The organism is Pseudoalteromonas sp. Angola-30, assembly GCF_028599215.1.
In the GTDB taxonomy this organism is placed as follows: domain Bacteria; phylum Pseudomonadota; class Gammaproteobacteria; order Enterobacterales; family Alteromonadaceae; genus Pseudoalteromonas; species Pseudoalteromonas atlantica.
Window position 1 is genome coordinate 369,886 of the sequence record NZ_JAQREI010000003.1, and the last position, 26,445, is coordinate 396,330.

25 protein-coding genes and 6 tRNA genes are annotated in these 26,445 nt (G+C 40.9%); 21 read left to right on the forward strand and 10 right to left on the reverse strand.

The features are described 5' to 3' along the window. Window positions 1–4: 4 nt before the first annotated feature. The 4 genes from PSH54_RS06980 to PSH54_RS06995 all read left to right on the forward strand — a co-directional run bounded on the left by PSH54_RS06980 (window position 5) and on the right by PSH54_RS06995 (window position 4,539). Window positions 5–1,828: a putative 2OG-Fe(II) oxygenase gene (locus PSH54_RS06980; RefSeq protein ID WP_273605774.1), complete on the forward strand. Its 1,824-nt coding sequence runs from the start codon at window positions 5–7 to the stop codon at window positions 1,826–1,828. A gap of 14 nt (window positions 1,829–1,842) precedes the next feature. Continuing rightward, complete coding sequence (locus tag PSH54_RS06985; protein ID WP_138684595.1) at window positions 1,843–2,073, forward strand: hypothetical protein; 231 nt, start codon at window positions 1,843–1,845, stop codon at window positions 2,071–2,073. 233 nt (window positions 2,074–2,306) lie between these two features. Next, on the forward strand, window positions 2,307–2,609 hold the full coding sequence (locus PSH54_RS06990) for an H-NS histone family protein (RefSeq protein WP_004585960.1): 303 nt from the start codon (window positions 2,307–2,309) through the stop codon (window positions 2,607–2,609). A gap of 178 nt (window positions 2,610–2,787) precedes the next feature. After that, window positions 2,788–4,539: a DEAD/DEAH box helicase gene (locus tag PSH54_RS06995; protein WP_273605775.1), complete on the forward strand. Its 1,752-nt coding sequence runs from the start codon at window positions 2,788–2,790 to the stop codon at window positions 4,537–4,539. A 16-nt stretch (window positions 4,540–4,555) separates the two neighbouring features. On the opposite strand, the gene PSH54_RS07000 is transcribed toward PSH54_RS06995, so the two are convergent. After that, the gene (locus PSH54_RS07000) at window positions 4,556–4,891 is read right to left on the reverse strand and encodes a ribonuclease E inhibitor RraB (protein ID WP_024033700.1); all 336 of its coding nucleotides are present in this window, start codon (window positions 4,889–4,891) and stop codon (window positions 4,556–4,558) included. A 237-nt stretch (window positions 4,892–5,128) separates the two neighbouring features. On the opposite strand from PSH54_RS07000, the gene PSH54_RS07005 reads away from it, so the two are divergent. From PSH54_RS07005 to PSH54_RS07015, 3 genes are read left to right on the forward strand one after another with little or no spacing between them, the layout of a single operon-like run. Further along, window positions 5,129–6,832 (forward strand): autotransporter assembly complex protein TamA, encoded by a 1,704-nt coding sequence (locus tag PSH54_RS07005; RefSeq protein WP_443197768.1) that lies wholly within the window; start codon window positions 5,129–5,131, stop codon window positions 6,830–6,832. Continuing rightward, window positions 6,832–10,515 carry an autotransporter assembly complex protein TamB gene (gene tamB, locus PSH54_RS07010; RefSeq protein ID WP_273605777.1) on the forward strand — a complete coding sequence of 1,228 codons (3,684 nt, stop codon included), beginning with the start codon at window positions 6,832–6,834 and terminating at the stop codon, window positions 10,513–10,515. The genes PSH54_RS07005 and tamB overlap by 1 nt, the downstream gene beginning before the upstream one ends. Window positions 10,516–10,535: 20 nt before the next feature. After that, complete coding sequence (locus tag PSH54_RS07015; protein ID WP_273605778.1) at window positions 10,536–11,417, forward strand: peptidylprolyl isomerase; 882 nt, start codon at window positions 10,536–10,538, stop codon at window positions 11,415–11,417. Between the two features lie 65 nt (window positions 11,418–11,482). On the opposite strand, the gene queF is transcribed toward PSH54_RS07015, so the two are convergent. Continuing rightward, the gene (gene queF, locus PSH54_RS07020) at window positions 11,483–12,328 is read right to left on the reverse strand and encodes an NADPH-dependent 7-cyano-7-deazaguanine reductase QueF (RefSeq protein WP_055255227.1); all 846 of its coding nucleotides are present in this window, start codon (window positions 12,326–12,328) and stop codon (window positions 11,483–11,485) included. A gap of 59 nt (window positions 12,329–12,387) precedes the next feature. Here queF and syd point away from each other — a divergent pair, with 59 nt between their 5' ends. Next, on the forward strand, window positions 12,388–12,927 hold the full coding sequence (gene syd / locus PSH54_RS07025; RefSeq protein WP_138579822.1) for a SecY-interacting protein: 540 nt from the start codon (window positions 12,388–12,390) through the stop codon (window positions 12,925–12,927). A 226-nt stretch (window positions 12,928–13,153) separates the two neighbouring features. On the opposite strand, the gene PSH54_RS07030 is transcribed toward syd, so the two are convergent. The 3 genes from PSH54_RS07030 to PSH54_RS07040 all read right to left on the reverse strand — a co-directional run bounded on the left by PSH54_RS07030 (window position 13,154) and on the right by PSH54_RS07040 (window position 14,714). Next, the gene (locus PSH54_RS07030) at window positions 13,154–13,927 is read right to left on the reverse strand and encodes a Zn-ribbon-containing protein (protein WP_004585968.1); all 774 of its coding nucleotides are present in this window, start codon (window positions 13,925–13,927) and stop codon (window positions 13,154–13,156) included. 13 nt (window positions 13,928–13,940) lie between these two features. Then, window positions 13,941–14,204 carry a hypothetical protein gene (locus tag PSH54_RS07035; protein WP_004585969.1) on the reverse strand — a complete coding sequence of 88 codons (264 nt, stop codon included), beginning with the start codon at window positions 14,202–14,204 and terminating at the stop codon, window positions 13,941–13,943. A gap of 270 nt (window positions 14,205–14,474) precedes the next feature. Next, a complete protein-coding gene (locus tag PSH54_RS07040; RefSeq protein WP_004585970.1) occupies window positions 14,475–14,714 on the reverse strand; it encodes a DUF2789 domain-containing protein in 240 nt (79 codons plus the stop codon). Between the two features lie 211 nt (window positions 14,715–14,925). On the opposite strand from PSH54_RS07040, the gene PSH54_RS07045 reads away from it, so the two are divergent. Beyond that, the gene (locus tag PSH54_RS07045) at window positions 14,926–15,570 is read left to right on the forward strand and encodes a GNAT family N-acetyltransferase (RefSeq protein WP_273605782.1); all 645 of its coding nucleotides are present in this window, start codon (window positions 14,926–14,928) and stop codon (window positions 15,568–15,570) included. Window positions 15,571–16,311: 741 nt separating this feature from the next. Here PSH54_RS07045 and PSH54_RS07050 read toward each other — a convergent pair. After that, window positions 16,312–16,611, reverse strand: a complete 300-nt coding sequence (locus PSH54_RS07050; RefSeq protein WP_004585972.1) for a DUF3301 domain-containing protein — start codon at window positions 16,609–16,611, stop codon at window positions 16,312–16,314. Continuing rightward, on the reverse strand, window positions 16,611–17,639 hold the full coding sequence (locus tag PSH54_RS07055) for a DUF3549 family protein (RefSeq protein ID WP_004585973.1): 1,029 nt from the start codon (window positions 17,637–17,639) through the stop codon (window positions 16,611–16,613). The genes PSH54_RS07050 and PSH54_RS07055 overlap by 1 nt, the downstream gene beginning before the upstream one ends. 105 nt (window positions 17,640–17,744) lie before the next feature. On the opposite strand from PSH54_RS07055, the gene PSH54_RS07060 reads away from it, so the two are divergent. The 3 genes from PSH54_RS07060 to PSH54_RS07070 are packed head-to-tail and all read left to right on the forward strand — an operon-like array spanning window position 17,745 to window position 19,271. Then, window positions 17,745–18,065: a YqcC family protein gene (locus PSH54_RS07060; RefSeq protein WP_273605784.1), complete on the forward strand. Its 321-nt coding sequence runs from the start codon at window positions 17,745–17,747 to the stop codon at window positions 18,063–18,065. After that, entirely contained in the window at window positions 18,058–18,822 is a 765-nt protein-coding gene (gene truC, locus PSH54_RS07065; protein ID WP_273605786.1) for a tRNA pseudouridine(65) synthase TruC, read from the forward strand. Before PSH54_RS07060 ends, truC begins: the two co-directional genes overlap by 8 nt. Then, a complete protein-coding gene (locus tag PSH54_RS07070; protein WP_024033689.1) occupies window positions 18,822–19,271 on the forward strand; it encodes a flavodoxin in 450 nt (149 codons plus the stop codon). The genes truC and PSH54_RS07070 overlap by 1 nt, the downstream gene beginning before the upstream one ends. Window positions 19,272–19,544: 273 nt before the next feature. Here the strand turns inward: PSH54_RS07070 and PSH54_RS07075 are convergent, their stop codons facing one another. Beyond that, window positions 19,545–21,122, reverse strand: coding sequence for a lytic transglycosylase (locus PSH54_RS07075; RefSeq protein WP_096041966.1), 1,578 nt, complete (start codon window positions 21,120–21,122; stop codon window positions 19,545–19,547). A 184-nt stretch (window positions 21,123–21,306) separates the two neighbouring features. Further along, window positions 21,307–22,080 (reverse strand): hydroxyacylglutathione hydrolase, encoded by a 774-nt coding sequence (gloB, locus tag PSH54_RS07080; protein ID WP_273605788.1) that lies wholly within the window; start codon window positions 22,078–22,080, stop codon window positions 21,307–21,309. A 53-nt stretch (window positions 22,081–22,133) separates the two neighbouring features. Between gloB and PSH54_RS07085 the strand changes: the two genes are divergently transcribed. Then, window positions 22,134–22,910, forward strand: a complete 777-nt coding sequence (locus tag PSH54_RS07085; RefSeq protein ID WP_004585979.1) for a class I SAM-dependent methyltransferase — start codon at window positions 22,134–22,136, stop codon at window positions 22,908–22,910. 78 nt (window positions 22,911–22,988) lie between these two features. Here the strand turns inward: PSH54_RS07085 and rnhA are convergent, their stop codons facing one another. Next, window positions 22,989–23,453, reverse strand: coding sequence for a ribonuclease HI (gene rnhA, locus PSH54_RS07090; RefSeq protein ID WP_004585980.1), 465 nt, complete (start codon window positions 23,451–23,453; stop codon window positions 22,989–22,991). A 68-nt stretch (window positions 23,454–23,521) separates the two neighbouring features. Between rnhA and dnaQ the strand changes: the two genes are divergently transcribed. The 8 genes from dnaQ to PSH54_RS07130 all read left to right on the forward strand — a co-directional run bounded on the left by dnaQ (window position 23,522) and on the right by PSH54_RS07130 (window position 26,347). After that, window positions 23,522–24,235, forward strand: a complete 714-nt coding sequence (dnaQ, locus tag PSH54_RS07095) for a DNA polymerase III subunit epsilon (protein ID WP_138579816.1) — start codon at window positions 23,522–23,524, stop codon at window positions 24,233–24,235. Between the two features lie 8 nt (window positions 24,236–24,243). Then, the gene (locus PSH54_RS07100; RefSeq protein ID WP_273605790.1) at window positions 24,244–25,614 is read left to right on the forward strand and encodes a TIGR03503 family protein; all 1,371 of its coding nucleotides are present in this window, start codon (window positions 24,244–24,246) and stop codon (window positions 25,612–25,614) included. A 98-nt stretch (window positions 25,615–25,712) separates the two neighbouring features. Continuing rightward, window positions 25,713–25,789: transfer RNA gene (locus PSH54_RS07105), tRNA-Asp, on the forward strand. A gap of 27 nt (window positions 25,790–25,816) precedes the next feature. Next, a tRNA-Asp gene (locus tag PSH54_RS07110) sits at window positions 25,817–25,893 on the forward strand. A 41-nt stretch (window positions 25,894–25,934) separates the two neighbouring features. After that, a tRNA-Asp gene (locus PSH54_RS07115) sits at window positions 25,935–26,011 on the forward strand. A 31-nt stretch (window positions 26,012–26,042) separates the two neighbouring features. After that, window positions 26,043–26,119, forward strand: a tRNA-Asp gene (locus PSH54_RS07120). Window positions 26,120–26,156: 37 nt separating this feature from the next. Further along, window positions 26,157–26,233 (forward strand) — tRNA-Asp (locus tag PSH54_RS07125). 37 nt (window positions 26,234–26,270) lie between these two features. Beyond that, window positions 26,271–26,347, forward strand: a tRNA-Asp gene (locus tag PSH54_RS07130). Window positions 26,348–26,445: the final 98 nt, after the last annotated feature.

Here is a 26,445-nt window from a genome sequence, read left to right on the forward strand (position 1 = left end):
ACATATGCAAAGCCAAGGCATGTCATTTCAAGATGTAAGCAACTTAATCCTTAAGGAAATTAATAATAATAATCTCCTTAAGGCATTAAAAATTGCTAATTCGATTAAAAGTAATGAATCGAGTATTGTAGCGCACCTTCATCACTTAAAATCTATAGCATACCAAAAGAAAAAAGATTATATATTATGTTTAGCCGAGATTGAAAAAGGTATTAAACTAAGTCCACGTCATTTTCATTTAAATGTAAATAAAGCAAAATTATATAACTTGTTGGGTGAACCTGATAAGTCAATAAAACAATATTTAAATGTATTGGCTATATATAGTGACGATATAGAAACACTTTATAATACCTCTGTTTTGTACTTTAAAAAGAATGAATTTACTAAGGCAAAAGAATACATTGATAAAGCATTTACACTATCCCCTCAAAATGCAGTTATTCTCAGTGCAAAAATAAAAACAGACTTAAAGCTTGAGAAGTTTACTGAGGTCGATAGGCTCACAGATGATTATATTCGCAATTTTGGTGCTGATGCTAGTATTCTCAATAGTAAAGGGTTGGCTTTAAAAGCTTTATGCTTTTGGGATAAAGCAATTATAACTTTTGAGCAAAGCTTAAAATTAAGCCCTGGTTTAGTTGAAGCTAAAAAAAATATGGCCAGCTGCTATCACTTAGCCGGTAAGTTTAAAAAAGCCAAAGCAATATATACAGAACTAACAACTATCAACCCGCTAGATTTAGACAGTCATCATTGGCTAAACCAAATGCTATGGGAAACTGCAGACTCTGGTTTTTTATCCTCATATAACCATGCTTTAAAAATAACTGGAAAAAATACTGCACTGGAAGCTGAGCTTGCACAAAAGCTTTATACATCGGGTAAGCAAACTGAGGCTTACAAAATAGCAAAGCAAATACTCTCTCAAAGCAATTGCCCACAAAAAGCGTTTTCTATAGTGGGTGATTACGAACGTGAAAACAGCTTATTTGATGAATCTTTAGAGACCCATTTAGCTGCCAGTAATAGGTTTAAGAATAATCACGCGTACATAGAATTAGCCAAAAGCTATATTGCGATAGATAAACCAGATCACGCATTGAACATTATAAATAAGTTATTAAATCAAGACGAATATAACCAAGAGTACTTGTGTATTAAAAATACAGCATTGAGATTACTAAAAAGCGAGCTGTACTCATATTACTGCAATTATGATTTATTTGTTATGCAGGAGAAAATAGCAACACCTTCTGGCTTTGCTTCTATAGATGATTTTTTAACTGAGCTTAAAGGTTCGTTAAAACAGTATCATTATTATCAAAACCATCCTTTAGAGCAATCTTTAGTGAATGGTTCTCAAACCGCAGAAAAGTTATTTGATTATCAACTGCCGATACTAAAAATGCTTAAGCAGGAGCTATACGAGTTAACGTCATGCTTTTTATCAAGGCTTCCAAAAGATAATCAACACCCTTTTTTAAAAAGAAATGTTGGTGATTTTAAAGTAACTGATTCATGGTCGGTAATTCTGAAAGGTAAAGGTTTTCATAAAAATCATTATCACAGCCAAGGTTGGATGAGTTCACCATTTTATGTATCTATACCCACGCTGATATCTGAATCAACCAACCAAGAAGGGTGGTTAAAGCTAGGTGAGCCAGGATTTAATATGCACACTAAGCTTTTACCTGAGACAACATTAAAACCAGAGGAAGGCAAACTTATTCAATTTCCATCCTATTTTTGGCATGGGACTAATACCCTAAATAGTGAAATGGAACGAGTAACAATTGCTTATGACATACTCCCTCAACACACTTAAATTAAGGATAAACAATGAAACATCTTTGTACCGTATTATTAGTAATTTTAGCTTCAGGTTGCACTAGTGCAGCAGCACTTAACGCCAGTGAAAGCGATGGCAAAATATGTAAACTCGAAAAAACCACAGGTAGCAACATTGCAACAAGAGTGTGTAGAACACCTGAACAAATTGCTTACCAAGAAAAATTAAGCCAGGAGGCAATGAGAGAGATGACCCGTGGTAGTGTAAAAATTGATAAATAGACTTTAACTTTATAAGTTTATTAACCTCTATTAAAAAATTAATAGAGGTTAAATATTTTTTATTTGATATTAAAGTCCATTACTATACTTATTCTATGCTGATTTCTCATGCTAAAGTATTTGCTTTTATACCTTTTGCTATGGAGTAAAATTGCTCATGGTAAAAATATATTGTTGGGTTTATACTTGCTTTGAAACTAAAAAGTTAACTCCAACAAGCAAGAGAGATATAAATGAAAGAAGTTCGATCTTTTATTAAAACAGCATCATTAACTGAGCTAGAAAAAGCACAACAATTAATCACTGATGCGATTGCAAAATATACTGAGCAGCTACAAGCTAAACAGGAAGTGTTGGATCTTTTAAAAGAAAAAGGACTTACGTTAGAAGATTTACAAGACGGTACTGCAGATAAACGTACTAAAGTAAAAGCTAAGTATCGTATTGAAGTAGATGGCGAAGTGATTGAATGGACCGGTCGTGGTCGTCGCCCTAAAGCGTTTGAAGGTGTTGATTTACAAAAGCACCTAGCTTAATAAAGTAACAGAGAAGCCACGGCTTCTCTTTTTAATGGCGTATAACTTAATAACTAAACCTTAGGCTAAGGCTTACGCTTTGTACGCTAGATTTAATTGGCCAAAACTTACCTTAAACTCCCCGCAGTCGCTTAGTATTTGTTAAACTGCAGTTCTGGTTATTCTATTTACTATTTTCATGAGCTATAAATTAAGGCCGTATCAGCAAGAGGCCGTAGAGCGCACCGTTTTACATTTTCGAAAAACAAATGATCCTGCCGTGATTGTACTGCCTACCGGTGCGGGTAAAAGCCTTGTTATTGCAGAGCTTGCGCGAATTGCTAAGCAAAAAATTTTGGTGCTTGCACATGTTAAAGAGTTGGTAGAACAAAACGCACAAAAATATAAAAGTTTTGGTTTAGAAGCGAGTATATTTTCAGCAGGGTTAAAAGAAAAATCACTCAGCCACCAAGTTACCTTTGCCAGTGTTCAGTCTTTATCGCGTAATTTAAATAAATTAAATGAGCATTATTCTTTGCTTATTATTGATGAGTGCCACAGAGTAAATGGTGATAAAAAAAGCCAATATGGAAAGGTTATAAATACGCTCAAAGAATATAATCCTCAGTTAAAAGTATTGGGTTTAACGGCCACACCTTATAGATTAGGAATGGGGTGGATATACCATCATCATTACCATGGTTTTGTAAAAGGTAATAAAGAAAGTCCATTTAAAAACTGTATATTTGAATTACCGCTCAGGTATATGATCAAACATAATTACTTAACGCCGCCAAATGAAGTGGACGCGGCAATTAGTCATTATGATTTTTCGTCCCTGGCTACTAATGCGTTTGGTCAATATACGACTGATGACATGAATGCGCTTTTAAAAAATAGCGAGCGCGCAACGCAAGCTATACTGAAGCAGGTAATACAATACAGTGAAACCCGCCAAGGCGTGATGATATTTGCGGCAACGGTGATGCACGCGCAAGAAATTTTAACTTATTTACCCGCAGAGCAAAGTGCCCTTATAACTGGCGATACCCCAAATGCAGAACGCGATAAATTAATAAATCAATTTAAACAAAAAAACATAAAATACCTCGTTAATATTTCTGTTTTAACTACCGGATTTGATGCGCCGCATGTCGATTTTATCGCTATTTTACGCCCCACCGAATCGGTTAGCTTATACCAGCAAATTGTTGGCCGTGGGCTTAGGCTAAATGAAGGAAAAACAGACTGCTTAGTTATAGATTACGCAGGCAACGGCTTTGATTTATTTCACCCTGAGGTGGGCGATAAAAAAGGTGATAGCGATAATGAGCCCGTTCAAGTGCTTTGCCCTGGGTGTGGGTTTGCAAATATTTTTTGGGGAAAAACCGATTCTGATGGCAAAGTAGTTGAGCATTTTGGCAGGCGCTGCCAAGGTTTATTAGAAGATGACGAAGGCCATAAAGAGCAATGCGATTATCGGTTTAGGTTTAAAGAGTGCGAACAATGCGGCGCTCAAAACGATATAGCAGCTCGTAAATGCCATGATTGCGGCGCAGTAATGGCCGACCCCGACGACAAGCTACGTAACGCCCTTAATTTAAAAGATGCTTTAGTACTGCGCTGTAGTGGGTTATCAGTGGTAAAACTTAAAGATGATTTAATTAAAATAACCTACTTTGATGAAGATGGTGCAAGTTGCGATGAGGTATATAACCTTGCCAGTAAAGGCGGGCAGTATATTTTTAATAAACAGTTTGGTAAACGCTTAGGACAGGGGCAAGCGCCTGTCGAATTTAAAAGTGCTGAGCAGGTAATTAAGGCACAGTATGATTTAGTGCACCCCGATTTTGTTATCGCGCGTAAAAGTAAAAAGTATGGCTGGAAGGTATCTGATAAATTATTTGATTACACTGGCAGCTTTAGAAAAGCTAATCAGTTAAGCGGCTAAGCTTAACTGATTTTTGTTAAGCGGCGTCTTCGTCCATTAAACCCCAGCCATCGCCATAGCCATTGTAACTATTAGCAATACTTTCAAGGTATTGCTCTGCTTGGCCAAGCAATGTGTGCTCTGGCACCATTTGTACATGAGTAATCACTTCCCACACGCCAGTGTCTTTACACTTTTCAACGTTTGCGCTTTGTACTAATGCATCAGAGATTATTTCTTTGGCAAATTTTTCAGCATCAGCTTGTTGTTCAAATAAAATGAAAAAATCGATTTGGTGCATTTTGCTTAAATCAACGCCAGCAGCGGCTATTTCGGCTAAAAGTTGGCCGTTATCATCATCAGGGAATTGCATTAAAAACTCATTTAAAATTAATTTTGTATTCGTAGCCACTATTGTAACCAAAATATTGCTTTAAAGCGTATTAATTTTAACTTTATAGGCTTTAAAAGGGAGTGAAATTTGGTGCAAGATTACCATTAAGTTAATGTGTTGCTCATTATGGCTATGGTAGTATGCAACTCATTGGTGGTTAAATTTTAAAGAATAAAAAGTAAGGATATTTACTTGTTCAAACAGTTATTACGTTTTGTGTTTTTTTTAGCTTTTTTTATAAGCACTCAAGCCAGCGCTGAGCAAAGGGTAATTGAAGATTACGAAATTAAAGGGATTAGTGGCGAGTTAGAAAGTAACGTTGAGCTCTATTTAAAACAACTGGTTGGCGAAAAACCCACTAGAACCTTGCGCCGCTATGCCAAAAAGCAAGTGCAAAGCAGTATTAAAGCGCTGGGGTATTACAACCCAACGGTAGACATTGAGTTTGATAAAGACGACAAAGAGCTTATCGTTAAAGTAGAGCGCGGCCCTGCAACGCGCATAGAAGCTATTAATATAACGCTTAATGGTGAGGGTAAAAACGACTCGCAATTACAAAACGTTATTAAAAACTTAAATTTAACCCAGGGCGATATTCTTAATCATGGCAGGTACGACTCAGCTCATAAAAAAATAGAGTCAATGCTATTAGAGCTAGGCTATTTTGATGCTAAATGGCCAGCACGAAAGCTTGCGGTATCAGTGCAAAAAAACAGTGCCGTTATTACATTTAATATAGATACCGGCGTGCGCTACACGTATGGCAATATAATCATTGCCAGCGAAACCCCCGCAGAAAAATACATTCGTTCACTTGCACCTTTTACCCAAGGGCAAGCTTATAAAGCCACACAAATTGCCGATTATAACCTTGAGCTCTCAAGCACACCGTATTTTGCAAGCGTGCGTATTTATGCCGATATACCAGCAAGAGCCAACGGACAAGTGCCTATAAATATTGATGTGCTACACAAACCTGCTAATAGCTACGAAGTAGGCGGTGGCTTTAATACCGAGCTGGGCCCGAAAGTGCGTTTTAAATGGAGTAAACCCTGGATCACAGAAGACGGGCATTACCTCGAAAGTAATTTAAATGTAGCTGAGAAACAGCAAGATATTTCTATGGCGTACACCATTCCGGTAGATGACCCTAACGACGATTTATGGCGTTTATCAGTGGGTTACAAGTTAGAAGATGAACTTGCCGATGACATATACAGTGAAATACTGACCGGCCAACTGCAGCGCCAATGGTTAACTGAAGATAAATGGGTACGCACGGCCTTTTTACGTCGTGACCAAGAAACATATCGCATCGGTGATGAACCAGAAGAAAACACCGAAATGCTTATGCCCGGTATTAGCTATGCCCGTAAAAAGTCAAAAGGAGGCACAACGCCTTATTGGGGTGAGCAGTGGCTAATTTCGGCTGAGTTTGGTTTAGATGATGTACTTTCAACCACAAACTTAGTGCGGGTGCAGCTGCAGCATGCGTGGCTGCGAACCTATTTAGATAAACATTTAGTTTTTTTAAAAGCAAACGTGGGCGCCATGCTGGTCGATAATATTGAAAACGTCCCTTACTCGCTGCGCTTTTATGCCGGTGGTGATCAAAGTGTACGTGGTTTTGCTTATCAGTCTATTTCTCCACAAGATGAAGACGGTGATTTAATCGGTGGTAAATACTTACTAACCAGTACTATTGAATACAATTACCAATTTGCACAAAATTGGCGTGCCGCTTTATTTGTTGATGGCGGTACCGCCACAAATGACTTTTCGGACGACTTTGAAGTGGGCGCAGGCTTTGGTTTTCGTTATTTAACACCCATTGGCCCCGTAAAAGTAGACCATGCATGGGGGCTTACTAAAGAAAGTAAAAGCACACGTTTAAGCATTACCATAGGGCCAGAAATTTAATGTCAGTATTTAAAAAAATATCCGCCGCAATCATCGGCGTTTTAATCACGCTTGCCGTTATTATATTTTGTTTGTTATTTACTGCGCCCGGTAATCAATTTATTGCTTATAGTGCCAATAAAATGGTGGACGGCTTACATATCGAGATTAAAAAAGGGCGTTTTTTATATAACAACCCGTTTAATGTGAGCTTTAAAAACCAAAGTACAGATTTTAAAGCGCAGCAGCTTAAAATAGATTTATTTTGGTGGCAGTGCGATGGCCTATGTATTGAAAATGTAAGTGCGCGGTCAATCAAACTTGCCCTTGGCAATGCACCCGAAGCCACACAACAGAGCACCTCAGAGCCATTAACTAAAATTACGTTTCCCTTTAATATTGCCGTTAAAAATGTAGCAATAAACAAATTTGTATTAAATCATTCCAGTGCTGATGTAACCGTAAATAACTTTACCCTTGCAGCGAAAGCTGAAGATGCAACCTTAGCATTAAAAAGCCTAACTATTAGTGATGTATTGGTAAAGCTTAAAGAGCAAGCCTCCTCATCTAATCAAGCAACGGCTAATCCAGGCCAGGCGCTAACAGCGCTACCTGCGTTACCAGATATAGAATTTACATCGCCCCTTAATTTACGGGTAGAGCAGTTTGACGTTAAAAAGGTGGATATTGAGCAAGGTGAGCAAACTCACACAATCGAAAATATAGCGCTTGTATTAAATGTGGAAGATGAAAAAGTTAACTTACAAACGCTTAGCGCGCAGTACCAACAATGGCAATTAAATACAGAGTTAACTAGTGAGCTTGCAGGTAATTTACCATTAAACGCTAAAGTAGCGTTAAACAGCGACTTGCACCAAGCGAATTTAGCGTTAAGTGGTGACCTATCTGATTTAAATATAAATTTACATACGATTGGTCAGTACCCATTAAATCTAACGGCAACGGCTAATCTAAAACAAAAAAATTATCCGTTTGAACTTACTGGTAAAGTTGAGCAATGGTTGATTGACGCTCAAAGTAACGAGCTAAAAGTAAATAATGTTGATTTATCAGCCTCGGGTAATGCGGATGATTACACGCTAAGTTTAAAAGCGCATAGCCAATTAGGTGCCTATCCAGCGGTAGTATTAAACACGCAATTAAACGGCTCGCTTAGCCAAGCGCAGTTAAGTACCTTAAGCCTAAAAGCAAACGGCAGTAGTGCAATATTTAAAGGTAATGTTAATTGGCAAAAGGGCATACAAGCCGACTTTATCGGTTCGTTAAATAGCTTAAAAGCACAATACTTAACAGATGCGCTTACAAGTAATATTTCTGGCCAGCTAGAAGGGCGCTTTAACAGCGAAGGGCAAAACTGGCACTTGCAAATGGATAATACACAACTTGCAGGTACATTGAACCAAACACCGCTTGAATTTGCCTCAAACTTTACACTTAACAATACGCTAAAAGCCAACATAGACAGCCTGTATTTAAGTAGCGGTGCCAATAAATTAACCTTGAGCGGGCAAGTTGACGACACCTGGCAGGTTGACGGAAAAGTAACACTTACCGGAAATGAGCAAACTAATCTGCCATTCGTTGCAAACGGTAAGGCCGATTTAAAAGTTAAAGGACCCCGTTTAACCCCCGCCGTTGATTTATCGTTATTACTCGATAACTTTATGTATAACGACATAAACGTTAATAAACTCACCCTTAAAGGTCAGCTCGATACAGCCGCAGATTGGCAAACCGATGTGAGCTTAAACGTAGGCTCAGCAATGGTTGCTGATCAGGTAATTAATAGTATTGAGCTAACTGCCACTGGCGATAAAACCGACCATCAGCTGGTGGCCGCCATAGATGCAGAGCAAGGCGCTGCTGAACTTGAAGTAACCGGTAAGCTCAATAATGACGTATGGAATAGCTCGCTCAGTAACATAACGCTAAGTGATAAGAAACTCAGCTTTAGTAATAGTAAAAAAATTGCGGTGATGTTTAATACCCAAACCAGCGATTTTGATGTGAGTGCGCATTGCTGGCGCTCAAACAAAAGTGAGCTATGTATTAACACCCTTGCGCAAACTAAAAACTTGGGCCAATTTAATGCCACGTTGAGCAATTTAGCGCTTGAAGAGCTTAAACACTTTTTACCAGATAACATGCGTACGCGTGGCGATATAAGCGGCGACTTTGCTGCAAATTGGAACGAGGGCGCATTAAAAACACTTCGCGCTAATTTAAATGCGCACGACCTTGTTGCTGTTCTTACCTCAGAGGAAGACCGGTTTAGATTACCCATCGAGACGCTAAAAGTCAGTGCCTACACTGATTCTCAAACGGGTAAGCTAGAGGCCGATTTACGCTCAAGTGTGCTAGGTAAAATAGCCACCGAAATTAATATTGATGATATTCAAAATCAGCAAACATTAAACGGTCACCTTAATATAGATAAAATATTGCTATCAGACTTACATCCCTTTCTCGAAACCCTTGAGCAATTAAAAGGCGATATAACAGGAAACGTGGCAGTTGCCGGCACTTTGCAAGACCCTCTATTAAATGGTGAACTAAATGTCAGTGATATTAATTTAGAAGGTGAGCAATTGCCGGTGGTATTGCAAAAATCTAACGTAAACATTTTATTTGATAAAACCACCGCCACAATTAAAGGTAATTTAAACGACACCCAAGGCGGTAAAATCAACCTAACCGGCGACGTAGATTGGCAAGGCGCCCAGCCTGAGGTAAATGTAAGCGTTAACGGCGAGCAGTTTTTTGTACGTGCGCAGCAAGGCGTTACGTTTAAAGTATCGCCTGATTTAACCATTGGACTTGCAAATAATGCATTAAAGCTGTCTGGCGAAGTGATTGTGCCTTATGGCAGGGTAATGATTGAAGAGCTGCCAGAGGGCGCCGTTCAAGTGAGCGACGATGAGATTATTGTTGATCAACAAACTGAAACGGCAGAAAACGTGCCGTTTGATTACGATGTAAATTTAAAAGTGATTGTTAAAAACGATGTAAAAATAGAATCGTTTGGTCTTGAGTCGAAAATAGCGGGCGATTTAGCCATCAAAATGAGCCAGGGCGCCCCTATAATTGCCACCGGCGAGCTAAATTTAATCGATGGTACGTATTTAGCTTTTGGCCAAGATTTAATTATTAGTACTGGGCAAATAGGGTTTAGTGGCTCGATTGAGCAACCGTTTTTAAATATTAAAGCCATACGTAATCCAGACACCACAGCAAACGATGTTGTGGCAGGTGTTACACTTACTGGTAACGTTGAGCAACCTACCTTAAAAGTATTTTCTGAGCCGGCAATGGATCAAGCACAAGCGCTGGCCTATTTACTCAATGGGCAGCCGCTAGGCGAGGGCGACAGTTCAAGCGATGCTATGCTTACTCAGTTATTGCTCTCACAAGGGGTGAGCCGCAGTGAAGGCGTTGTATCTAAAGTTGGCGAAACCATTGGTTTATCTGATGTAAGCTTAAGTTCAACGGGCTCTGGCGATAACACTAAGCTTGAAATATCGGGCTATGTAGCGCCTAGCTTACAAGTTAAATACAGCGTAGGGGTATTTGACTCGCTCAGCGAGGTTGCTATTCGCTATCAGCTGCTTTCGCAATTTTATGTAGAGATCACCAGTGGTTTAAATCAAAATGTTGATTTACTCTACAAGTTTGATTGGGACTAAATAGGCAGTATAAGGATTATATGAAAGGATTATATTTAGCAGCACTAATAACAGGATTAACTGGCTGCGCCCAATACACAGAGCAACACGCGGGCACTCAACAAACCCCAATCCGTAGCGCAAGCGAGGTAATAAAGCATGCTAAAGCGCACGAATGGCGAAATGTAGACAGGCAAAATGTTTTAAAAATTACGCTGCCTACAGGGGCGGCTTATGTTGAGCTTAACCCACAGCTTGCAGCTAAACATACTGCGCACATAAAACAACTTGCACGAGAAGGCTTTTATAAAAATACCCGTGTTTATCGTTTTGTTGAAGGGTTTGTGGCACAAGGAGGCGACAGCTCAGGCAATAAAGCAATTAAAACGGCTAATAAAACTGTGCCTGCAGAGTTTTACCATAGCACCGCACAGCCGCTTAAAATTACAGAGCTACAAGGCGATGGTTACGCGCCTGTAACGGGGTTTTTAAACGGTTTTGCTGTCGCACAAAACGCCTCTAATACACAAACTTGGCAGGTACATTGCCACGGTGTGTTTGCCATGGCGCGTGGCAATGAGATAAATAGTGCAAGCACTGAATTTTTTGTCACCATTGGCCAAGGTCCGCGCTACCTTGATAAAAATATTACCGTATTTGGAAGAGTGCTTGAAGGTATGCAGCACTTTAATCGTTTACAGCGTAAGCCTGTTGCTAATACGCCATTTAACCCAATTACAAACATTGAGGTATTAGCCGATATTAAGCGTGATAAAAGCACCTTTAATGTTATGAAAACAGACTCGCAATCATTTAGAGAATTGATTGAGGCGCGAAAAAATCGTACCGAACCTTGGTTTGTATACGCCCATAATTATATTGATGTGTGCGCAATGCCTATTCCGACTAAGCGCATTGACTAGCTTATAACGGGTATAAAAAAGGAGCTTAAGCTCCTTTTTTATGGTGATATTTAAGTCGATTGGTATTACTGGCGATTAATTTTTACCGCAAAAGGCGTATCGTTATAGTGCGTTGAACGATACGGATTTATATCCAGCCCACCGCGGCGTGTATAACGCGCATAGACTTCAAGCTCTTTAATGTTTAGCTGCGTGGTTAAATCACTATAAATACGCTCTACACATTGCTCATGAAACTCATTGTGGGTTCTAAATGAAATTAAATAACGCAAGAGTGCCTCATGGCATATTTGCTCACCAGTGTAACGAATAATTATACTGGCCCAATCTGGCTGCGAGGTAATTAAGCAGTTAGATTTAAGCAAATGGCTATGCAGGGTCTCAGTAACCAGGGTGTCACTTTTTGATTTAAGTGAGTAGGCGTCAATATCGTAGTTATCTATTTCAATATCTAAATCGTCAATACATTGCCCTGGTAATGGCGTGCAAGGTAAGCAGTTATAGTCATCAGGTGCGTATAACGTTACCGCTACATCGCTATTTACCGCATTTGATAAGTCTTCAATTAAATGCTGTTTTACCACCTCAATACTTTCAAAGCGGGTTTGATTAAAGCTATTCAAGTAAAGTTTAAACGACTTAGACTCAATAATATGGCTGCTTTGGCACGCAAAAGTAAACAGCGCCACGGCAACCTGCGGTTTACCTTTAGCGTTTAACCACGAAAGCTCATAACCTGTCCAAATATCTTGGCCTTTAAAGGGTAACTCGGCTTCGTCAATATTTAAAGCATCACGATTTAACTTGCGGGCAATAGGAAAAAGCAAGCTAGGCGAATATACATCTACGTATTCAGTAGATTGTCCTAACACACTACCTTTAAGGTCTGGAGAATTGCTGTAATCTGTCATGTTTGCTCTTAAATAGTTACAATAGGGACATTATATCTAATTTAAATGAGTTTCGCAGTATGTCTGTTGCAATGCAAATGGCCCAACTTCACACGCAATTTTGTGAAAAAACCGTTAAAAACACCGCTAAATATCCGCTTATGGCACACGATGAACAATGGCCTAGCCCTTGCGAGTTTGGCGAGGTAGACGCACAAGGCAATATTCAATGGAAAAGTGCTTTGCAAACCCCCGCAGGTTCGTTATCAGATTTAGCTAACGCGCTTGAGCTGAGCTTCCCAGCAGGGGTTGATGAGTTTTATGGGCACATGTATGGCGGTAGCATTTTAGCTAGTATAGATGGTCACCGTGTGGAGTTATTACAAGCTTGGAATAAAGATGATTTTGACCTGCTGCAACAAAATATTACCGGTCATGTATTAATGAAACGAAAATTAAAACAGCCAGAAACCCTATTCATTGGTTTAACTGAGCAAGATGACTTACTGGTTACCGTGCAGGTAAATACCGGTGAGGTATGTTTAGAGTACGTAGGTAAAAAGCCGCATCATGTACTTGCACCCAATATAGAATCTTTTTTAAAAGCGCTTGAGGTTTAGATTAATTAAACCAATGTGCAGTAATCGTTAATTATTGTGCAGGATAAGCCCTTTGCAAGACGCGTTAAAGGTTGCTTAGTTATTACAGAAAAAAGTAACGATATTGTAGCTTTACTCGCCGCTTTTACTTAATTTAATTGAGCATTAAAAAATCAGCTTAGTGCAATGCATTAAGCTGATTTTGTATAAGGTGTGTAACTTTATTTTACAAAGTGCAGGCTTTTAGTTACTGAAAATCCCACGAAACATTAGATACCAACCCACACGGCTCACACCTAAAATCAAATAACCCAAACCACGGCTCTGGCAATTTCCACTCACTATTGCAGCTAGGGCATTTACGCTCAAGTTCTGAGGCTTTATCTACACCGCCTACACGGTATAAATAATAATAAACCGGTTTTTGAGTTAAAAAGCGAATACGTTTAGCAATGTCTTTACCGCGGCGATATAAGTCGCTTTGTGTGCTTGATATTTCTTCAAGCGCTGGAAATTCGCACCGAGTAGCGCCGTTAATTTGTATTTGATCGCAGGCTTGCCAATCTTCTTGCCATTTTATGAGTGTTTTATAATCCCCATTAGCAATGGCCGGAATAGTAAACAATGGCACAGGTAAAAAGTCATCACCACAATACAGTGGGCTACAGGTATGCACATAGGTTGTGTATAAAATATAGCTTGAAGGCGATTTACAGGTATCGGCACCGTTTGAGTGAATGTCTTGGCCAATAACTTTTATTTTAGGAGCAAGTAAACCTGCACTGTGCAGCTTCTCAATACTGTGTTTTACAAAAGGGCTATTATTTAATGGGTGCATGGCGTCTTCGGTTGGGCACATTACACGGGTAATAAAATAGCCATCTTTTAGTACAGTTGGGAATTCTTCCCCCATAATTTGGCCATTAAAACGCAGTGCATTAACTAATCGGTTAATGGCTTGCTCGGCGTGCTCTAGGGTGGTGTCTTGGTAGCAGTCAAACGTTAAATCAACAACGAACATTTATAGTCTCAAATTATTTTTGCTCTAACAGGGCTAGCAACCTATCGAGTTTTTTCTCAATGCGATCGAGTTGAGATGTTTTAGGCTCAACGATGCTCTGCTCAGGGTTTTTCATTAAATTATGAATTGAATCAGGATTATTTTTATATTGGCTTACTGCGGCAATAATAACCGGCATAGGCACAGGTTGTGCTAAACGGCTTTTAGTTAGGGCAACAGTAGGGGTTTTGCCTTCATCAAGAAGGACTTTAATTGCATCAAATACAACTGCATTCATTAGATTTGTAACTCTTTAATATATAAGCGCAGCAAGTGTTTGCTGCGCGGGTGCTATAGTAGCAACAATACCAAGGCGCATAAAGCCTTGGTATAAGCAGAGGGGGGATTATACCAATTCGCAATAATACTTAATCATTTTGCGGGGCTAAACGGGTCGCTACCTGTGTTAAAAACTTTTCATCTAGAACAAGCAAATAGTTAATTTTTGCTTAGCTATAAACACGTTTATCGAGCCTCAAAATAGGTCGCATAATTAAGCAAATTAGTATTACTTACCTTCTTGGCGAAGCCTCACATCAAGTTCATCAATTACTTCGCTCCACGCGCCATCTTCTGCTAGCGATTCTGCTAAAAAATGCTGCTGTGATTCATCCCAAAAAGGAGCTTGTTGTAAAAGCGTTGTGTCTTCTAGTGAGTGAGAAGCAATAAAATCGTCAATCTGTTGTTCTGAGCTAGGTAAACCCAATTGTGCAAACAACGTTTTCATATCGTGTTTTGTCGTATCCATATTATTACTCCATCTGATTAAATTAAACCAAGCTTAGAGCCAGACTATAGGCTTTGCTAGTTAAACTCTCGCTGAATTGACGGTATTTTTGCTTTAGGTATATAGTTAACTTGCAGTATAGATAAACATTTTCGCCATACAATTGCTAATTACTTTATATACGGTAAATAGTTTGGCAACGTTGAGGGTAGTAAAGCAAAAAGGATACACAATGACAGTCACCTCTAATGAGCACACATTAAGCGTACAATACCTTGCCCCTGAAGATATAAGCACTGCAGGGAGTTTAATCTATCAGGCCTATCATGATGATCCGCTACTTCAAAATTTATTAGGTTATGATCAACATAATATAGCTGCCTACGAGAAAAAATTACGCTCAGTGATACGCGAAGAGCTCAGTGCTTTTTGGCAAGAAAAACTGCCATTAATAGGCTTGTACCGCGATGATAAATTAAAAGCAGTGGCGTGTGTATTTGAGTCAAGCAGCCAATTACAACCAGAGCGTTATTGGCATTGGCGCTTAAAGTTAATGCTGAGCGCTGGGTATTTGCAAACCAACCAACTAATAGAAAAAGAGCAAACAATACGCACTGCGCTTAATGAGATTGGCGATTACTACTATTTAGCGTTTATTGCGGTAGACCCGCACGTGCAAGGCCACGGGCTTGGGCGCTACCTGTTACGAGGCTTAGATGATTTAGCAACTAAAAACACAGGGGCTAAAGGGCTTGCCGTTTTTGTTACACGCCAAGAGCATAATATATTTTTTAAATCAGAAGGATTTAGCACTTTTAAAGCACTTGCCTTTAATAAAGTATCCGGAGAGCTTCTTTTTAAACCATATACAAAGTAAGTCTGTAAGCGATAAGCGCCATTACGGACATATACCCGTGAGATATATCTTACATTGACGTGCGCATTATCAGTTATGGTCGTTCATAAATGCAGCTTTAATATGGGAAGATGCTGTTTAGTATAGGATTTTATATTTTTTCATATATATTACGAAAAATTAATTTTGTTTACCTAGTGGGATGAAACCCAAACTCGCGTAGTATTTAACTTGTCAAGACGACATAGCTTAATGACTAAGCTACTGCCAAGGATACGGAATAGGCAACATAGCAGATGCTAGCAGGAAGCATAAAGGACAAGTTAAAAAGGACGCAAGGACGAACTAGGAAGTGCATGAAGCGCTTAGTAGTTGGAACTACTTAAGGATATTTACGGATGAGGCTACAGGAAGTAGCAGGAGCGTTAGTTTACGCAGGATGGCCAAGGCGGCAAGTGGAAAATGCAGGATGCATTTAAAGTGGCAGGAGCTACTTAAAAGGATGACCAAGGATGATGCTACAGTAAGTAGCCAAGCGTTAGTTTACGTGGGTTAGCCAGGATGGTTATGGATTTTGCAGGATGCAATTTTGAGGGTAAATAGGGTTGTTTACTCGTTCAGGGGATGATAATACGGATTTTGGGTCAAGGATAACAAGCAGGATGCTGTAAGAGTGGGGCGTAACTTTTGTTACGCCTTAGTTTTATGTATTAACTTATTTTAGTGGTTTCATTTTAACCCCACCGGTTTTAACGATTAGAGTTAAATTTTGTGTGGCGGCACAACAACGCTTTTTAGCATTTCATTTTCCATAATTAAAATACCTTGATAGGCATTTTCGCCATCACTTGAAAACTCAAACATAAATTCGCTTTTGATCCCCGGTTTGCCATTTTTTAAAATGCCAAAGCGGCGTTTTGTGCACGCTACGCTCATTAACTGAACCTGTAATTGCTCAGCTTGGCGCGCGGCATGACTGTTAGCAGCTTCTGCTACTTTTCGGTTTAGCCAAAATAAGTAAATTACAGCGCCAATGGCGATAAACGTCCACAAAGTAGCCATTAAGAGAACAACCTTCCAATTGCGCGAGCGAGCGTTTCGCTGCGGTTTTCTTTACGTAATAAGCCTAGTAAGTGTGGGCGTATAGTGGGTATTGCAACTAAATCAGCAAAGATACTGGGAAATAGCTCGGCAATTTGCTGGTGGTGTGCACAATTATCCATAAAAATATGTAAGCGCTCAGGCTCTTCTAGTTGAGAAAAGCATCGCCCTGCAATCGTTAAAAGTACATCTGAATCAGTGCCAACAGATGAGCTTAATGCAGCATCTACTAGTTGTGTACAGAGCCCTTGCGCTTGGCCTTTTGAAAGTGAGCGCAGTGCGGCAGTTAGTGCAATTGTATCGTTATTTTCAATGGCAGTGTGGCCATAGGCGACTAAAAGCTCACTGAGTGATGGCGGTATTTCAACATGCTCAAGCATGGCGCTCAAAGGCTGCAATACCTCTAGTGGTAAATGCGGCCAAGCTTTTTGCAAGTTTGCTAAGTTGTTGTCGTTATTTAAGCGCAGTGCAAAATCGGCAATACCTTGTAGCGCAACGCTTTGCCAATCATCAAAACCTAAAGTGCCACTAAAGTACAGCTGCGTGTGCTCGTAATATTTAGAGGCTGGTTGCTTTAACAATACTTTAAGTTGGGCGTTAAAAGCCGCTAATTTATTTGCATTAGGGGTAAACACATAAGGGTTATTATCTAGCTTACCATCGGCTTGCTCGCCGGTTATTTCGCTGCCTAGGGCTTCAATTACCATATTAGCGAAATGATCACGGCTCGCGCTCACTAATTTACTTTGCTCATCAAGTGGAAACTTTAAAAACCATACATAAGGTTCTTTACTTGCTTTGCTATCCCAAAATTGAATAGCCAGCCATGCATGCCCCGCAAGCGGATAAGGATAAGGAACTTGCGCTTGCTCAATAGCTAAAAACTGTTTTTTATCAAGCTTAGTAATATGCCTGCCAATATCAAAAGCACGCCATTGTGTACCGGCGCCATCTAAAAGTTGGCCAAGTGTCGCTATGTGTTCGCTCATCGTTATCTCAATTGTTTTTACTGCAAAATTGCCTCAATTATACGCCATAGCAGGCATTGAGGGAACAGGGTATAATTGCCCTATAACGTAAAAAGAAGAGTGGTTATGTATCAGCAAACGCAGGCTTATTTAAACCAATTAAGCATACTTTTAAAAAAACATAAGTTGTGGCAAAGCACGCCAATAGAGGCGCATAATTTACAATCTCAAGTGCCTTTTTGTCACGATACTATGGCATTTGAGCAATGGTTACAGTTTGTATTTATTGAAAAAATGCAGCAATTAATAACGCTCAGCCAACCATTGCCGCAAAATTTTGCCATTGCGCCTATGGCAGAAATGGCGTTAGTGGGTAAAACCGGCAGCGGCGAAATTATAACGCTACTTAGTGAACTTGATGCTTTTTTAGGTAAACCCCATGACTGAAAAGGGTGAACCTATAGAGTACGGCGAGCTTAATATTCTTTACCAAGACGAATACTTTGTTGCCATAGATAAGCCCGCAGGCTTATTGGTTCATCGCTCTTTTTTAGATAAACACGAAACCCAGTTTGCAATGCAAATGCTGCGCGACCAATTAGGGCAACATGTATTTCCGGTGCACAGGCTAGATAGACCAACATCAGGTGTGCTGCTATTTGCTTTAAGTTCAGAATCTGCCCGAGACATGAACAAACTATTTATTGAAGGCACTATAACAAAACGTTATTTAGCGCTTGTACGTGGTTTTGCGCCTGAATCGGTGTTTTTAGATAAACCGTTAAAAGAAGAGCTTGATAAAATAGCTGACAAATTTGCCACGCAAGATAAAGCGCCACAAGCGGCGCAAACACAATTTAATTGTCTGCATCAAGCCACGCTACCAATTCCTATTGGTAAATACCCCACGGTGCGTTACTCGCTCGTAGAGTGTTTTCCAAAAACAGGGCGAAAGCATCAAATTAGGCGCCACCTTAATCATTTATCAATACCTATTATTGGTGATGTAAATCATGGTGATAACCAGCATAATCAATTTTTTAGGGAGCATTTTGCACTGCGGCGGTTAATGCTATTTGCAACGCAGCTTAGTTTTGTGCACCCTTACACGCATAAACCCATCGTAATTAAAGCGCCACTAGGTGAAGACATGCTTAGTATATGTAAGCAACTAGGTTGGCCACAGCAAGAAAAGGATTATTAATGGCACATATTAGTATTTTTGTAGGCAGCGTTAACGGCGGCGCAGAACGTTTAAGCTACGACGTTGCAAATACAATTGAAAAAGCGGGGCACACTGCGAGCGTTATTAGTGAGGCCTCACTTGATGATATAAAAAACGCCTCACATATATTAGTTGTTACCTCTACCACAGGGCAAGGCGATGTACCTAGCAATTTAGCTGGGCTCTACTTTGCTATGAACAGCACATTTCCGATGCTAACTGATAAGCCATTTGGTGTTATAGCCATGGGCGATAGATGCTACGGCGATACGTTTTGCGGTGCAGGGCGCAGCTTTGATGAGCTACTACGTGACTTGCAAGCTAAGCCGGTAGGAAACCGTTTAGAAATAGATGCCTGCGAAGACTTTGAGCCATGGCCTGTAGCAGAGCCGTGGTTAAAAGCATGGCTTGAAAAATTACCAGCTTAGTAACACCAATGCGCAATAATACTTAATCATTTTGCGGGGTTAAACGTGTCGCTAGCTGCGTTAAAAAATGCTCATTTACGACTGATGGATGCAGAAGGTAGAGCCATGCAGGAGCAATTGCCGAGAACAACTAAATAGCGAATTTATTGCCTAGCTATTAACACGTTTTTCCGGCCTCAAAATAGAGCATTTAATTAAGCGAATTGGTATTAACTGCTTATATGTACAAAAAAAGGAGCGCATGCGCTCCTTTTTTAATTATTAAACCGTTGGTTAACTACTTCTTACATCAACCTTAAGCTTTAACTTTTGGCCTGGCTGTAAATACTTTTGGCCGGCTAAGTTATTCCACTTAATAATTTCGTTTACGGTTAAATTAAATTTAGACGCAATACGTGCAAGCGAGTCACCACGGCGTACTTTGTACGTAATGGTGCGATTAGTACTTGCAGTTGCTTGTGGTTTACTCGCTGATTTATAAACAGTGAGCTTTTGATTTAAGCGCAATACTGAGTTTTTCTTCAGTTTATTCCACGAGGCCAACTCATCCATGGTGACATCGTATTCGCGACTAATGTCCCACAGGGTGTCGCCACTTTTAACCGTGTGCGACAGCTTAGTACGGGTGGCTTTATTAGCAGCTAAACGCATTTGCTTAGGTAAATGTTCGCTATTAATTGCGCCATCGGTTAAGGGTACTAATAACTGTTGGCCAATACGTATGGTGTTTGACTTTAATTTATTAAGCGAGCGAATAGCACTGGTACTGGTGGTAAACTTTTTAGCAATAACCGATAGGCTATCTCCGCTTGCCACAGTGTACTGCTGCCAGCGTAAGCGGTCTTTAACATCGGTTTGCGCCAGCTTTTGGCTGAATTGTTCCGCTTTATCGGTGGGTAATAGTAAAAAGTGCGGACCGTTAGGGTCGGTCGCCCAGCGGTTAAAGCCTGGGTTTAACCTGTATAGCTCAGTAAGAGTCATATCGGCCATATCTGCGGCCAGTGCTAAGTCAATCTGCGTGCCTACATCAACTACTTCTACAACTTGCGCGTTGATAACCGGTTTCCACTTTACATTAAACTCATCAGCGCGTTTTAATAAATCGGCAAGGGCTAAAAGCTTTGGTACATACGCGGTGGTTTCGCTTGGTAAGTCGAGAGACCAAAAGTCTGTTGGTAAATGCTTTTTACGATTTTTCTTAATCGCACGCATTAAACGCCCTTCGCCTGAATTATAAGCCGCAATGGCGTTTAACCAATCGCCTTCAAGGGTTTTGTGTAAATACGATAAGTAATCAAGGGCAGCACGCGTAGATTGCACTATGTCGCGTCGTCCGTCGTACCACCAGTTTTGTTTTAAATCAAAACGCTCGCCAGTGGCTGGCATAAATTGCCAAATACCCGAAGCACTGCGATTAGAGTAGCCAAATGGGTCAAACGCGCTTTCTACAATAGGTAAAAGGGCGATTTCGATAGGCATTTCGCGCTTTTCTACTTCTTCAACAATAAAGTGTAAGTAAGGTTCTGCGCGTTTTGAAATGCGGTCTAAATAAGCTTGATGACGCGCATAGTAATTACGCTCGGTAACAACAGGGCGGTTTTGCGGTACATCAATAGACAGTTGGTAGCGAATGCGCTCCCACACATCGTCAAAAACGGGGGCGTCTTCGCTCTGCTCAACGTGTTGATATTGGGCGTTTACCATCAATGCATTGTTAATATCGTTAGGGCTTGCGCCTTCTAAGCGCTTATTTGCTTGGGTAGCAGCTTGTGCGTCTGAATCTACGGTTGTTAATGTTTGACAACCACTTAGCGCAAGCGCCAAGGCAATTAATAGAGGAGATTTATTCATATATACCAATACATCAGGTAAAAAAACTCGGCGAATACTACCCGTTATGAGTCAACATTGCCACTTAACGACCAACTTTAACATGTTGATAAAACCATTCGCTATTTTTAAACCAATGGTTTTACCTAGGATATACCTAACCACGATGCTGCAAAATTAATTACAACAGGTCAACATATCTTAACTAAAAGTTGTCTTTGAATCGTCTCAGACTTGCAAAGTTTTCCCATGGTTCATTGTTTTTTGTAACCAACACAAATTCTTTTGGAATTAATTCTGTAATAGTAGGTAGGTCGCTGCGCATAAACGGATTAACTTTAAGCTCTTGGCCTATTGTACTTGGCAGTGTAATTTCGCCCTTAGCACGCTGTGCATCTACTTTATCGCTGTATTGGAGTAGCTCAGGGTTACGCGGCTCAACGGCTTTTGCAAATGCTAAATTGGCTTGCGTATATTCATGCGTGCAATACACTTTGCAGGCTTTAGGTAGCTCACGCAGCTTATTAAACGACTCCCACATTTGCTCAGGCGTCCCTTCAAATAATCGCCCACAGCCCCCACTAAAAAGCGTATCGCCTGTAAAAGCCAACTCTTCATGAATATAACAAATGTGATCAAGCGTATGGCCAGGGGTGGTAAAAATGTTAAAACGCGTACCCAATACCTCAACGCTATCGCCATCAAACAGTGTATTGGTGATCCCCGCAAACGGACTGTTTATAGGACCGTACACTGCAATGTTAGAAAACTGTTTTACAAGCTCGGCTACGCCACCGGTATGATCGCTGTGATGATGGGTAATTAAAATGCCACCAAGCTGTAAGTTATGCTCTGCTAAATGCGCCATAACGGGCTGGGCGTCGCCCGGGTCAACCACCCACGCTAGGTCGCTATTATGGGTAGTTAAACACCAAATATAATTGTCAGAAAATGCTTTAATTGCTTTAACTTGCACCATATTAATTTGCTCTATAAAGTGACGGGTAACACCTAGTATAACGAGCTATAAAAATGAAACCAGCCCTTAGTTTTCAAGAAGGACCCAAACCGCTGTCATGGCAGCAGTTCCCTCATGGGGATTATTTACGTGCTGACATTGAACAAAAAATGGATCAATGGCTGCCGCGTATGTTTGGTTACCATATGCTTAAATTAGGGAATTTAAGTGGCGAGCTTAATACCAGCGTAAGCACTATAAAACACCAAGTATGTGTTGCCGAAGAGGGGCCTTACACAGGTGTAATAGCCGATATAGACGAACTGCCTTTTTATGAGCACAGTGTTGATGCGTGTATTTTAAGCCACTGCTTAGAGTATCACTCAGACCCACATCACATATTACGCGAGGCGCATCGCACACTTATACCCGGTGGTTACATTGTTATAACCGGATTTAATCCGTTTAGTTTATGTGGATTGGCGCAAATGTTGCCCTTTAGCGGCCAAAAGCTGCCGTGGACGGGGCGTTTTTTTACGCCTGCGCGGGTAAAAGATTGGCTTAATTTATTGGGGTTTGAAATTATTAGCGATGAGCGCTTTATTTACTCATCTCTTGCGCGGGGTAACAGGCTTTCGCGGTTTGCATTTTGGCGCAGCTTTGCCAAACAGTATTTAAAACCTATGGGGAGTGTGTATATGCTGGTGGCGCGAAAACGCGTGGCTCCGCTTACGCCTATAAAACCTAAGTGGCATGCAAGGCCGCAGTTTTCACCTGTAAAAGGGGCAGGGCTTAGGCAAACCTCAAAGCAGCACTTTAAACAGTGTGAGCAAAAAAATAATAATAGTTAAAAAATGTAAGTAGGCACTTTTTAACCCAGCCATGAGCCTTACACTCATGGCATTAAAAAGTGCGAAAGCTTTAACGGGTTAAGGCTGATACCCTACATCATCAAGTAGGTTGCTACTGCCTGCAGCGTCACGTGCTAAATCGTCAACTATTTCGTTATATTTATGCCCGCTATGTCCCTTTACCCATTTCCATGTAACCGTGTGCTCGCTACAAGCGCTATCAAGTCGCTTCCATAAATCAACATTTTTAACCGGCTTTTTTGCCGAAGTTTGCCAGCCCCGTTTTTTCCAATTTGCAATCCACGACTCAATACCCTGCTTAACATACTGGCTATCTGTGGTGAGGTTAACGGTGCAAGGGCGGGTGAGTGATTCAAGGGCAACAATGGCAGCGAGCATTTCCATACGGTTGTTTGTGGTGAGCTTATACCCTTGGCTTAATTTTTTTTCGTGGCCGTTATAAATCATAAAAATACCATAACCACCAGGGCCCGGATTACCTAAACATGAGCCATCGGTGTAAATCTCTACGGTTTTTTGCACTGTTTTACCTTGATATTATGTACAATAAAGTGATTATAGAAAGATACCAGAGTCAGGCTAAATTCGATATGGCACGTAGACAAATAGTTTTAGATACAGAAACCACCGGCATCGACCCCAAACAGGGGCACCGCATTATAGAAATTGGGTGTGTAGAATTAATAAACCGACGTTTAACCGGTAATAATTTTCATGTTTACATTAACCCACAACGCAGCATTGAAGAAGAAGCAATAGATGTTCACGGTATTACCAACGAGTTTTTACGTGATAAACCACTTTATCGCGATATAGCGCAAGAGTTTTTTGACTACATTAAAGGTGCAGAGCTTGTAATACATAACGCCCCGTTCGATGTGGGCCATATGGATAACGAGTTTGCGCTGCTTAACCAAGGCTACCCAAATACGCACGAGTACTGCCAAGTTCTCGACACCCTTAAAATGGCGCGTGACTTGCATCCTGGTCAAAAGAACAACCTAGATGCTTTGTGCCGCCGTTACGATATAGACAACGCAAAACGAACATTACACGGCGCATTACTGGATTCTGAAATTTTAGCCGATGTTTACTTAGCCATGACGGGCGGGCAAACCAAGCTAAACTTAAACCAAAATAAAGATGACGGCAGCGAGCAACAGACTGGTGGCATAAGACGCTTAAGTAGTGACCGAGCACCTTTAGTTGTATTGCGCGCAAACGACGCTGAGCAAAGCGCACACGAAGCACGACTCGATCTTATAGACAAAGAAGGCGGCCACTGTTTATGGCGCGCTGAATAAGGCCAACTATGAAAACGATGTATTTTATAACTGTACTGTGCGCCACCTCACTGTTTAGCGCCAGTGCGTTTGCCGTTAAGCAAGTAGAGCTGCTTAAACGCGACGACGAACAAAATGAAATACCGCTGCTAGATAACCGTTTTCGTATAGACAGCCAATTAGACGAAATAACCTTACTATTTTTTAGAAAGCCAGGTTCGCCCGCGGTTATTTTAGTCAGGCCCGATGGCAGCAAGTACTTTGCCACTAACGCCGTTAAAGATCCCAACCTCGATTGGTTTGATGAGCTTAGTTACGACTTAATCACCATAAAAAAACCGATGGCTGGCCCATGGCAAGTTATTGGCCGCATTTTGCCCGACAGCCGCATTGTGGTGTTAGGGGAAGTGTCTTTAAAAGCACAGCCATTACCTCCTATGTTATTTAGAGGCGAGACAATAAAAATAACAGGCGAAATTTTAAATGATGATGAGCCTATCGATGCTAACTTATTCACAGATGTAGTTAGCCTAAACGTTGACTTTGTAAGTACCAACGATGAAAGCTATGCAAACTTTGGTGCAGGCACTCAAGAAGTTGCCGAATTTAAAGACGATGGCCGCGGCTTTGATGAACGCCCTAACGATGGAGTGTTTACTGGCGAATTTAAATTAGACTTTCCTGCAGGGCAGTGGACACCAGAACTCTATATAGCGACCCCCTTATTACAGCGACGCATTGTGCAAAACCCTATCATTGTGCATGAACCGCCATTTAAATCTGAGGTCGCACTGGCAGAGCTTGATACTGACGATCACCAGCTAACTATTAATATAGATAGCAACATAGTTAAACCCGAAACCGTTATTGTGCAGGGAAAAATTTATTACCCTAACAATGAAGAGCAAATGTTTACAATTGACGCGCAAGCGGGTGATACACGCCAACTAGCAATTAAAAACTATGATTGGGGAAGATACAGCGTTGAACTGTCTGTTTTTGGCACTAATATAAACGGTCGTGAGTTCATGGCCACAATACCAACATACAAATTTGAGATAGAAAGGCCAATAGAAGCAGTGCCCGAAATAGACCCTGCTACGCTTATTGATCAAAATCTGGCCTTGGAAGCTGAACCCGTTGAAGAAAAAATGGCCACTTCTACATTAGTGACTTTAATCGTGGGCTGTAATTTGCTCATTTTATTGTTAGGGTGGTTAGCAATTCGTATTTTTGTACAGAAAAAGCCAATCAAATTTAACTTTAAACTGCCTTTTTTAAACAAAAAGAAAGTAAACGATGAGAGCAACGCCGATGCAGAAAAAAATCAAGTCGGCAAAAATGGCTCAAAAAGTGACAAATCAGGTGAAATTTTAAACCTTTCGATGTCAGATGACTAAAAAACCTGTAAAAAAACAAAAAAGCCCTTGACGAAGTAGGGGCTGATTCGTATTATTCACGCCGCTGCAAAGGGAGACCTAAGCAGAAACGAAAATGCGGAGTGGTAGTTCAGTTGGTTAGAATACCGGCCTGTCACGCCGGGGGTCGCGGGTTCGAGTCCCGTCCACTCCGCCAATTTTCGACAATTTGTAAGTAGACGCTGGAGTGGTAGTTCAGTTGGTTAGAATACCGGCCTGTCACGCCGGGGGTCGCGGGTTCGAGTCCCGTCCACTCCGCCAACACTTACACAACATATGGTTGTAAAACATATTCTTATTATGGAGTGGTAGTTCAGTTGGTTAGAATACCGGCCTGTCACGCCGGGGGTCGCGGGTTCGAGTCCCGTCCACTCCGCCAATAAGAAAAAATAACAGTTTAAATACGCGCTGGAGTGGTAGTTCAGTTGGTTAGAATACCGGCCTGTCACGCCGGGGGTCGCGGGTTCGAGTCCCGTCCACTCCGCCACTATTTAAACACTGTTATGTTACAAAATTTGTATGCTGGAGTGGTAGTTCAGTTGGTTAGAATACCGGCCTGTCACGCCGGGGGTCGCGGGTTCGAGTCCCGTCCACTCCGCCAACAAATTTAGTAATGACAAGTAATATGATATCTCTGCGGAGTGGTAGTTCAGTTGGTTAGAATACCGGCCTGTCACGCCGGGGGTCGCGGGTTCGAGTCCCGTCCACTCCGCCATTTGATATCGTAAAAAAATTAGTAAGTGCATCACCCCATGCACCTACCAATACGGAGTGGTAGTTCAGTTGGTTAGAATACCGGCCTGTCACGACGGG

What these genes read in the sequence shown, in the direction of transcription:
- PSH54_RS06980 (WP_273605774.1), top strand. Translation starts at nt 5, where the DNA reads ATGCAAAGCCAAGGCATGTCATTTCAAGATGTAAGCAACTTAATCCTT.
- PSH54_RS06985 (WP_138684595.1), top strand. Translation starts at nt 1,843, where the DNA reads ATGAAACATCTTTGTACCGTATTATTAGTAATTTTAGCTTCAGGTTGC.
- PSH54_RS06990 (WP_004585960.1), top strand. Translation starts at nt 2,307, where the DNA reads ATGAAAGAAGTTCGATCTTTTATTAAAACAGCATCATTAACTGAGCTA.
- PSH54_RS06995 (WP_273605775.1), top strand. Translation starts at nt 2,788, where the DNA reads ATGAGCTATAAATTAAGGCCGTATCAGCAAGAGGCCGTAGAGCGCACC.
- PSH54_RS07000 (WP_024033700.1), bottom strand. Translation starts at nt 4,891, where the DNA reads ATGCAATTCCCTGATGATGATAACGGCCAACTTTTAGCCGAAATAGCC.
- tamB (WP_273605777.1), top strand. Translation starts at nt 6,832, where the DNA reads ATGTCAGTATTTAAAAAAATATCCGCCGCAATCATCGGCGTTTTAATC.
- PSH54_RS07015 (WP_273605778.1), top strand. Translation starts at nt 10,536, where the DNA reads ATGAAAGGATTATATTTAGCAGCACTAATAACAGGATTAACTGGCTGC.
- queF (WP_055255227.1), bottom strand. Translation starts at nt 12,328, where the DNA reads ATGACAGATTACAGCAATTCTCCAGACCTTAAAGGTAGTGTGTTAGGA.
- syd (WP_138579822.1), top strand. Translation starts at nt 12,388, where the DNA reads ATGTCTGTTGCAATGCAAATGGCCCAACTTCACACGCAATTTTGTGAA.
- PSH54_RS07030 (WP_004585968.1), bottom strand. Translation starts at nt 13,927, where the DNA reads ATGTTCGTTGTTGATTTAACGTTTGACTGCTACCAAGACACCACCCTA.
- PSH54_RS07035 (WP_004585969.1), bottom strand. Translation starts at nt 14,204, where the DNA reads ATGAATGCAGTTGTATTTGATGCAATTAAAGTCCTTCTTGATGAAGGC.
- PSH54_RS07040 (WP_004585970.1), bottom strand. Translation starts at nt 14,714, where the DNA reads ATGGATACGACAAAACACGATATGAAAACGTTGTTTGCACAATTGGGT.
- PSH54_RS07045 (WP_273605782.1), top strand. Translation starts at nt 14,926, where the DNA reads ATGACAGTCACCTCTAATGAGCACACATTAAGCGTACAATACCTTGCC.
- PSH54_RS07050 (WP_004585972.1), bottom strand. Translation starts at nt 16,611, where the DNA reads ATGGCTACTTTGTGGACGTTTATCGCCATTGGCGCTGTAATTTACTTA.
- PSH54_RS07055 (WP_004585973.1), bottom strand. Translation starts at nt 17,639, where the DNA reads ATGAGCGAACACATAGCGACACTTGGCCAACTTTTAGATGGCGCCGGT.
- PSH54_RS07060 (WP_273605784.1), top strand. Translation starts at nt 17,745, where the DNA reads ATGTATCAGCAAACGCAGGCTTATTTAAACCAATTAAGCATACTTTTA.
- truC (WP_273605786.1), top strand. Translation starts at nt 18,058, where the DNA reads ATGACTGAAAAGGGTGAACCTATAGAGTACGGCGAGCTTAATATTCTT.
- PSH54_RS07070 (WP_024033689.1), top strand. Translation starts at nt 18,822, where the DNA reads ATGGCACATATTAGTATTTTTGTAGGCAGCGTTAACGGCGGCGCAGAA.
- PSH54_RS07075 (WP_096041966.1), bottom strand. Translation starts at nt 21,122, where the DNA reads ATGAATAAATCTCCTCTATTAATTGCCTTGGCGCTTGCGCTAAGTGGT.
- gloB (WP_273605788.1), bottom strand. Translation starts at nt 22,080, where the DNA reads ATGGTGCAAGTTAAAGCAATTAAAGCATTTTCTGACAATTATATTTGG.
- PSH54_RS07085 (WP_004585979.1), top strand. Translation starts at nt 22,134, where the DNA reads ATGAAACCAGCCCTTAGTTTTCAAGAAGGACCCAAACCGCTGTCATGG.
- dnaQ (WP_138579816.1), top strand. Translation starts at nt 23,522, where the DNA reads ATGGCACGTAGACAAATAGTTTTAGATACAGAAACCACCGGCATCGAC.
- PSH54_RS07100 (WP_273605790.1), top strand. Translation starts at nt 24,244, where the DNA reads ATGAAAACGATGTATTTTATAACTGTACTGTGCGCCACCTCACTGTTT.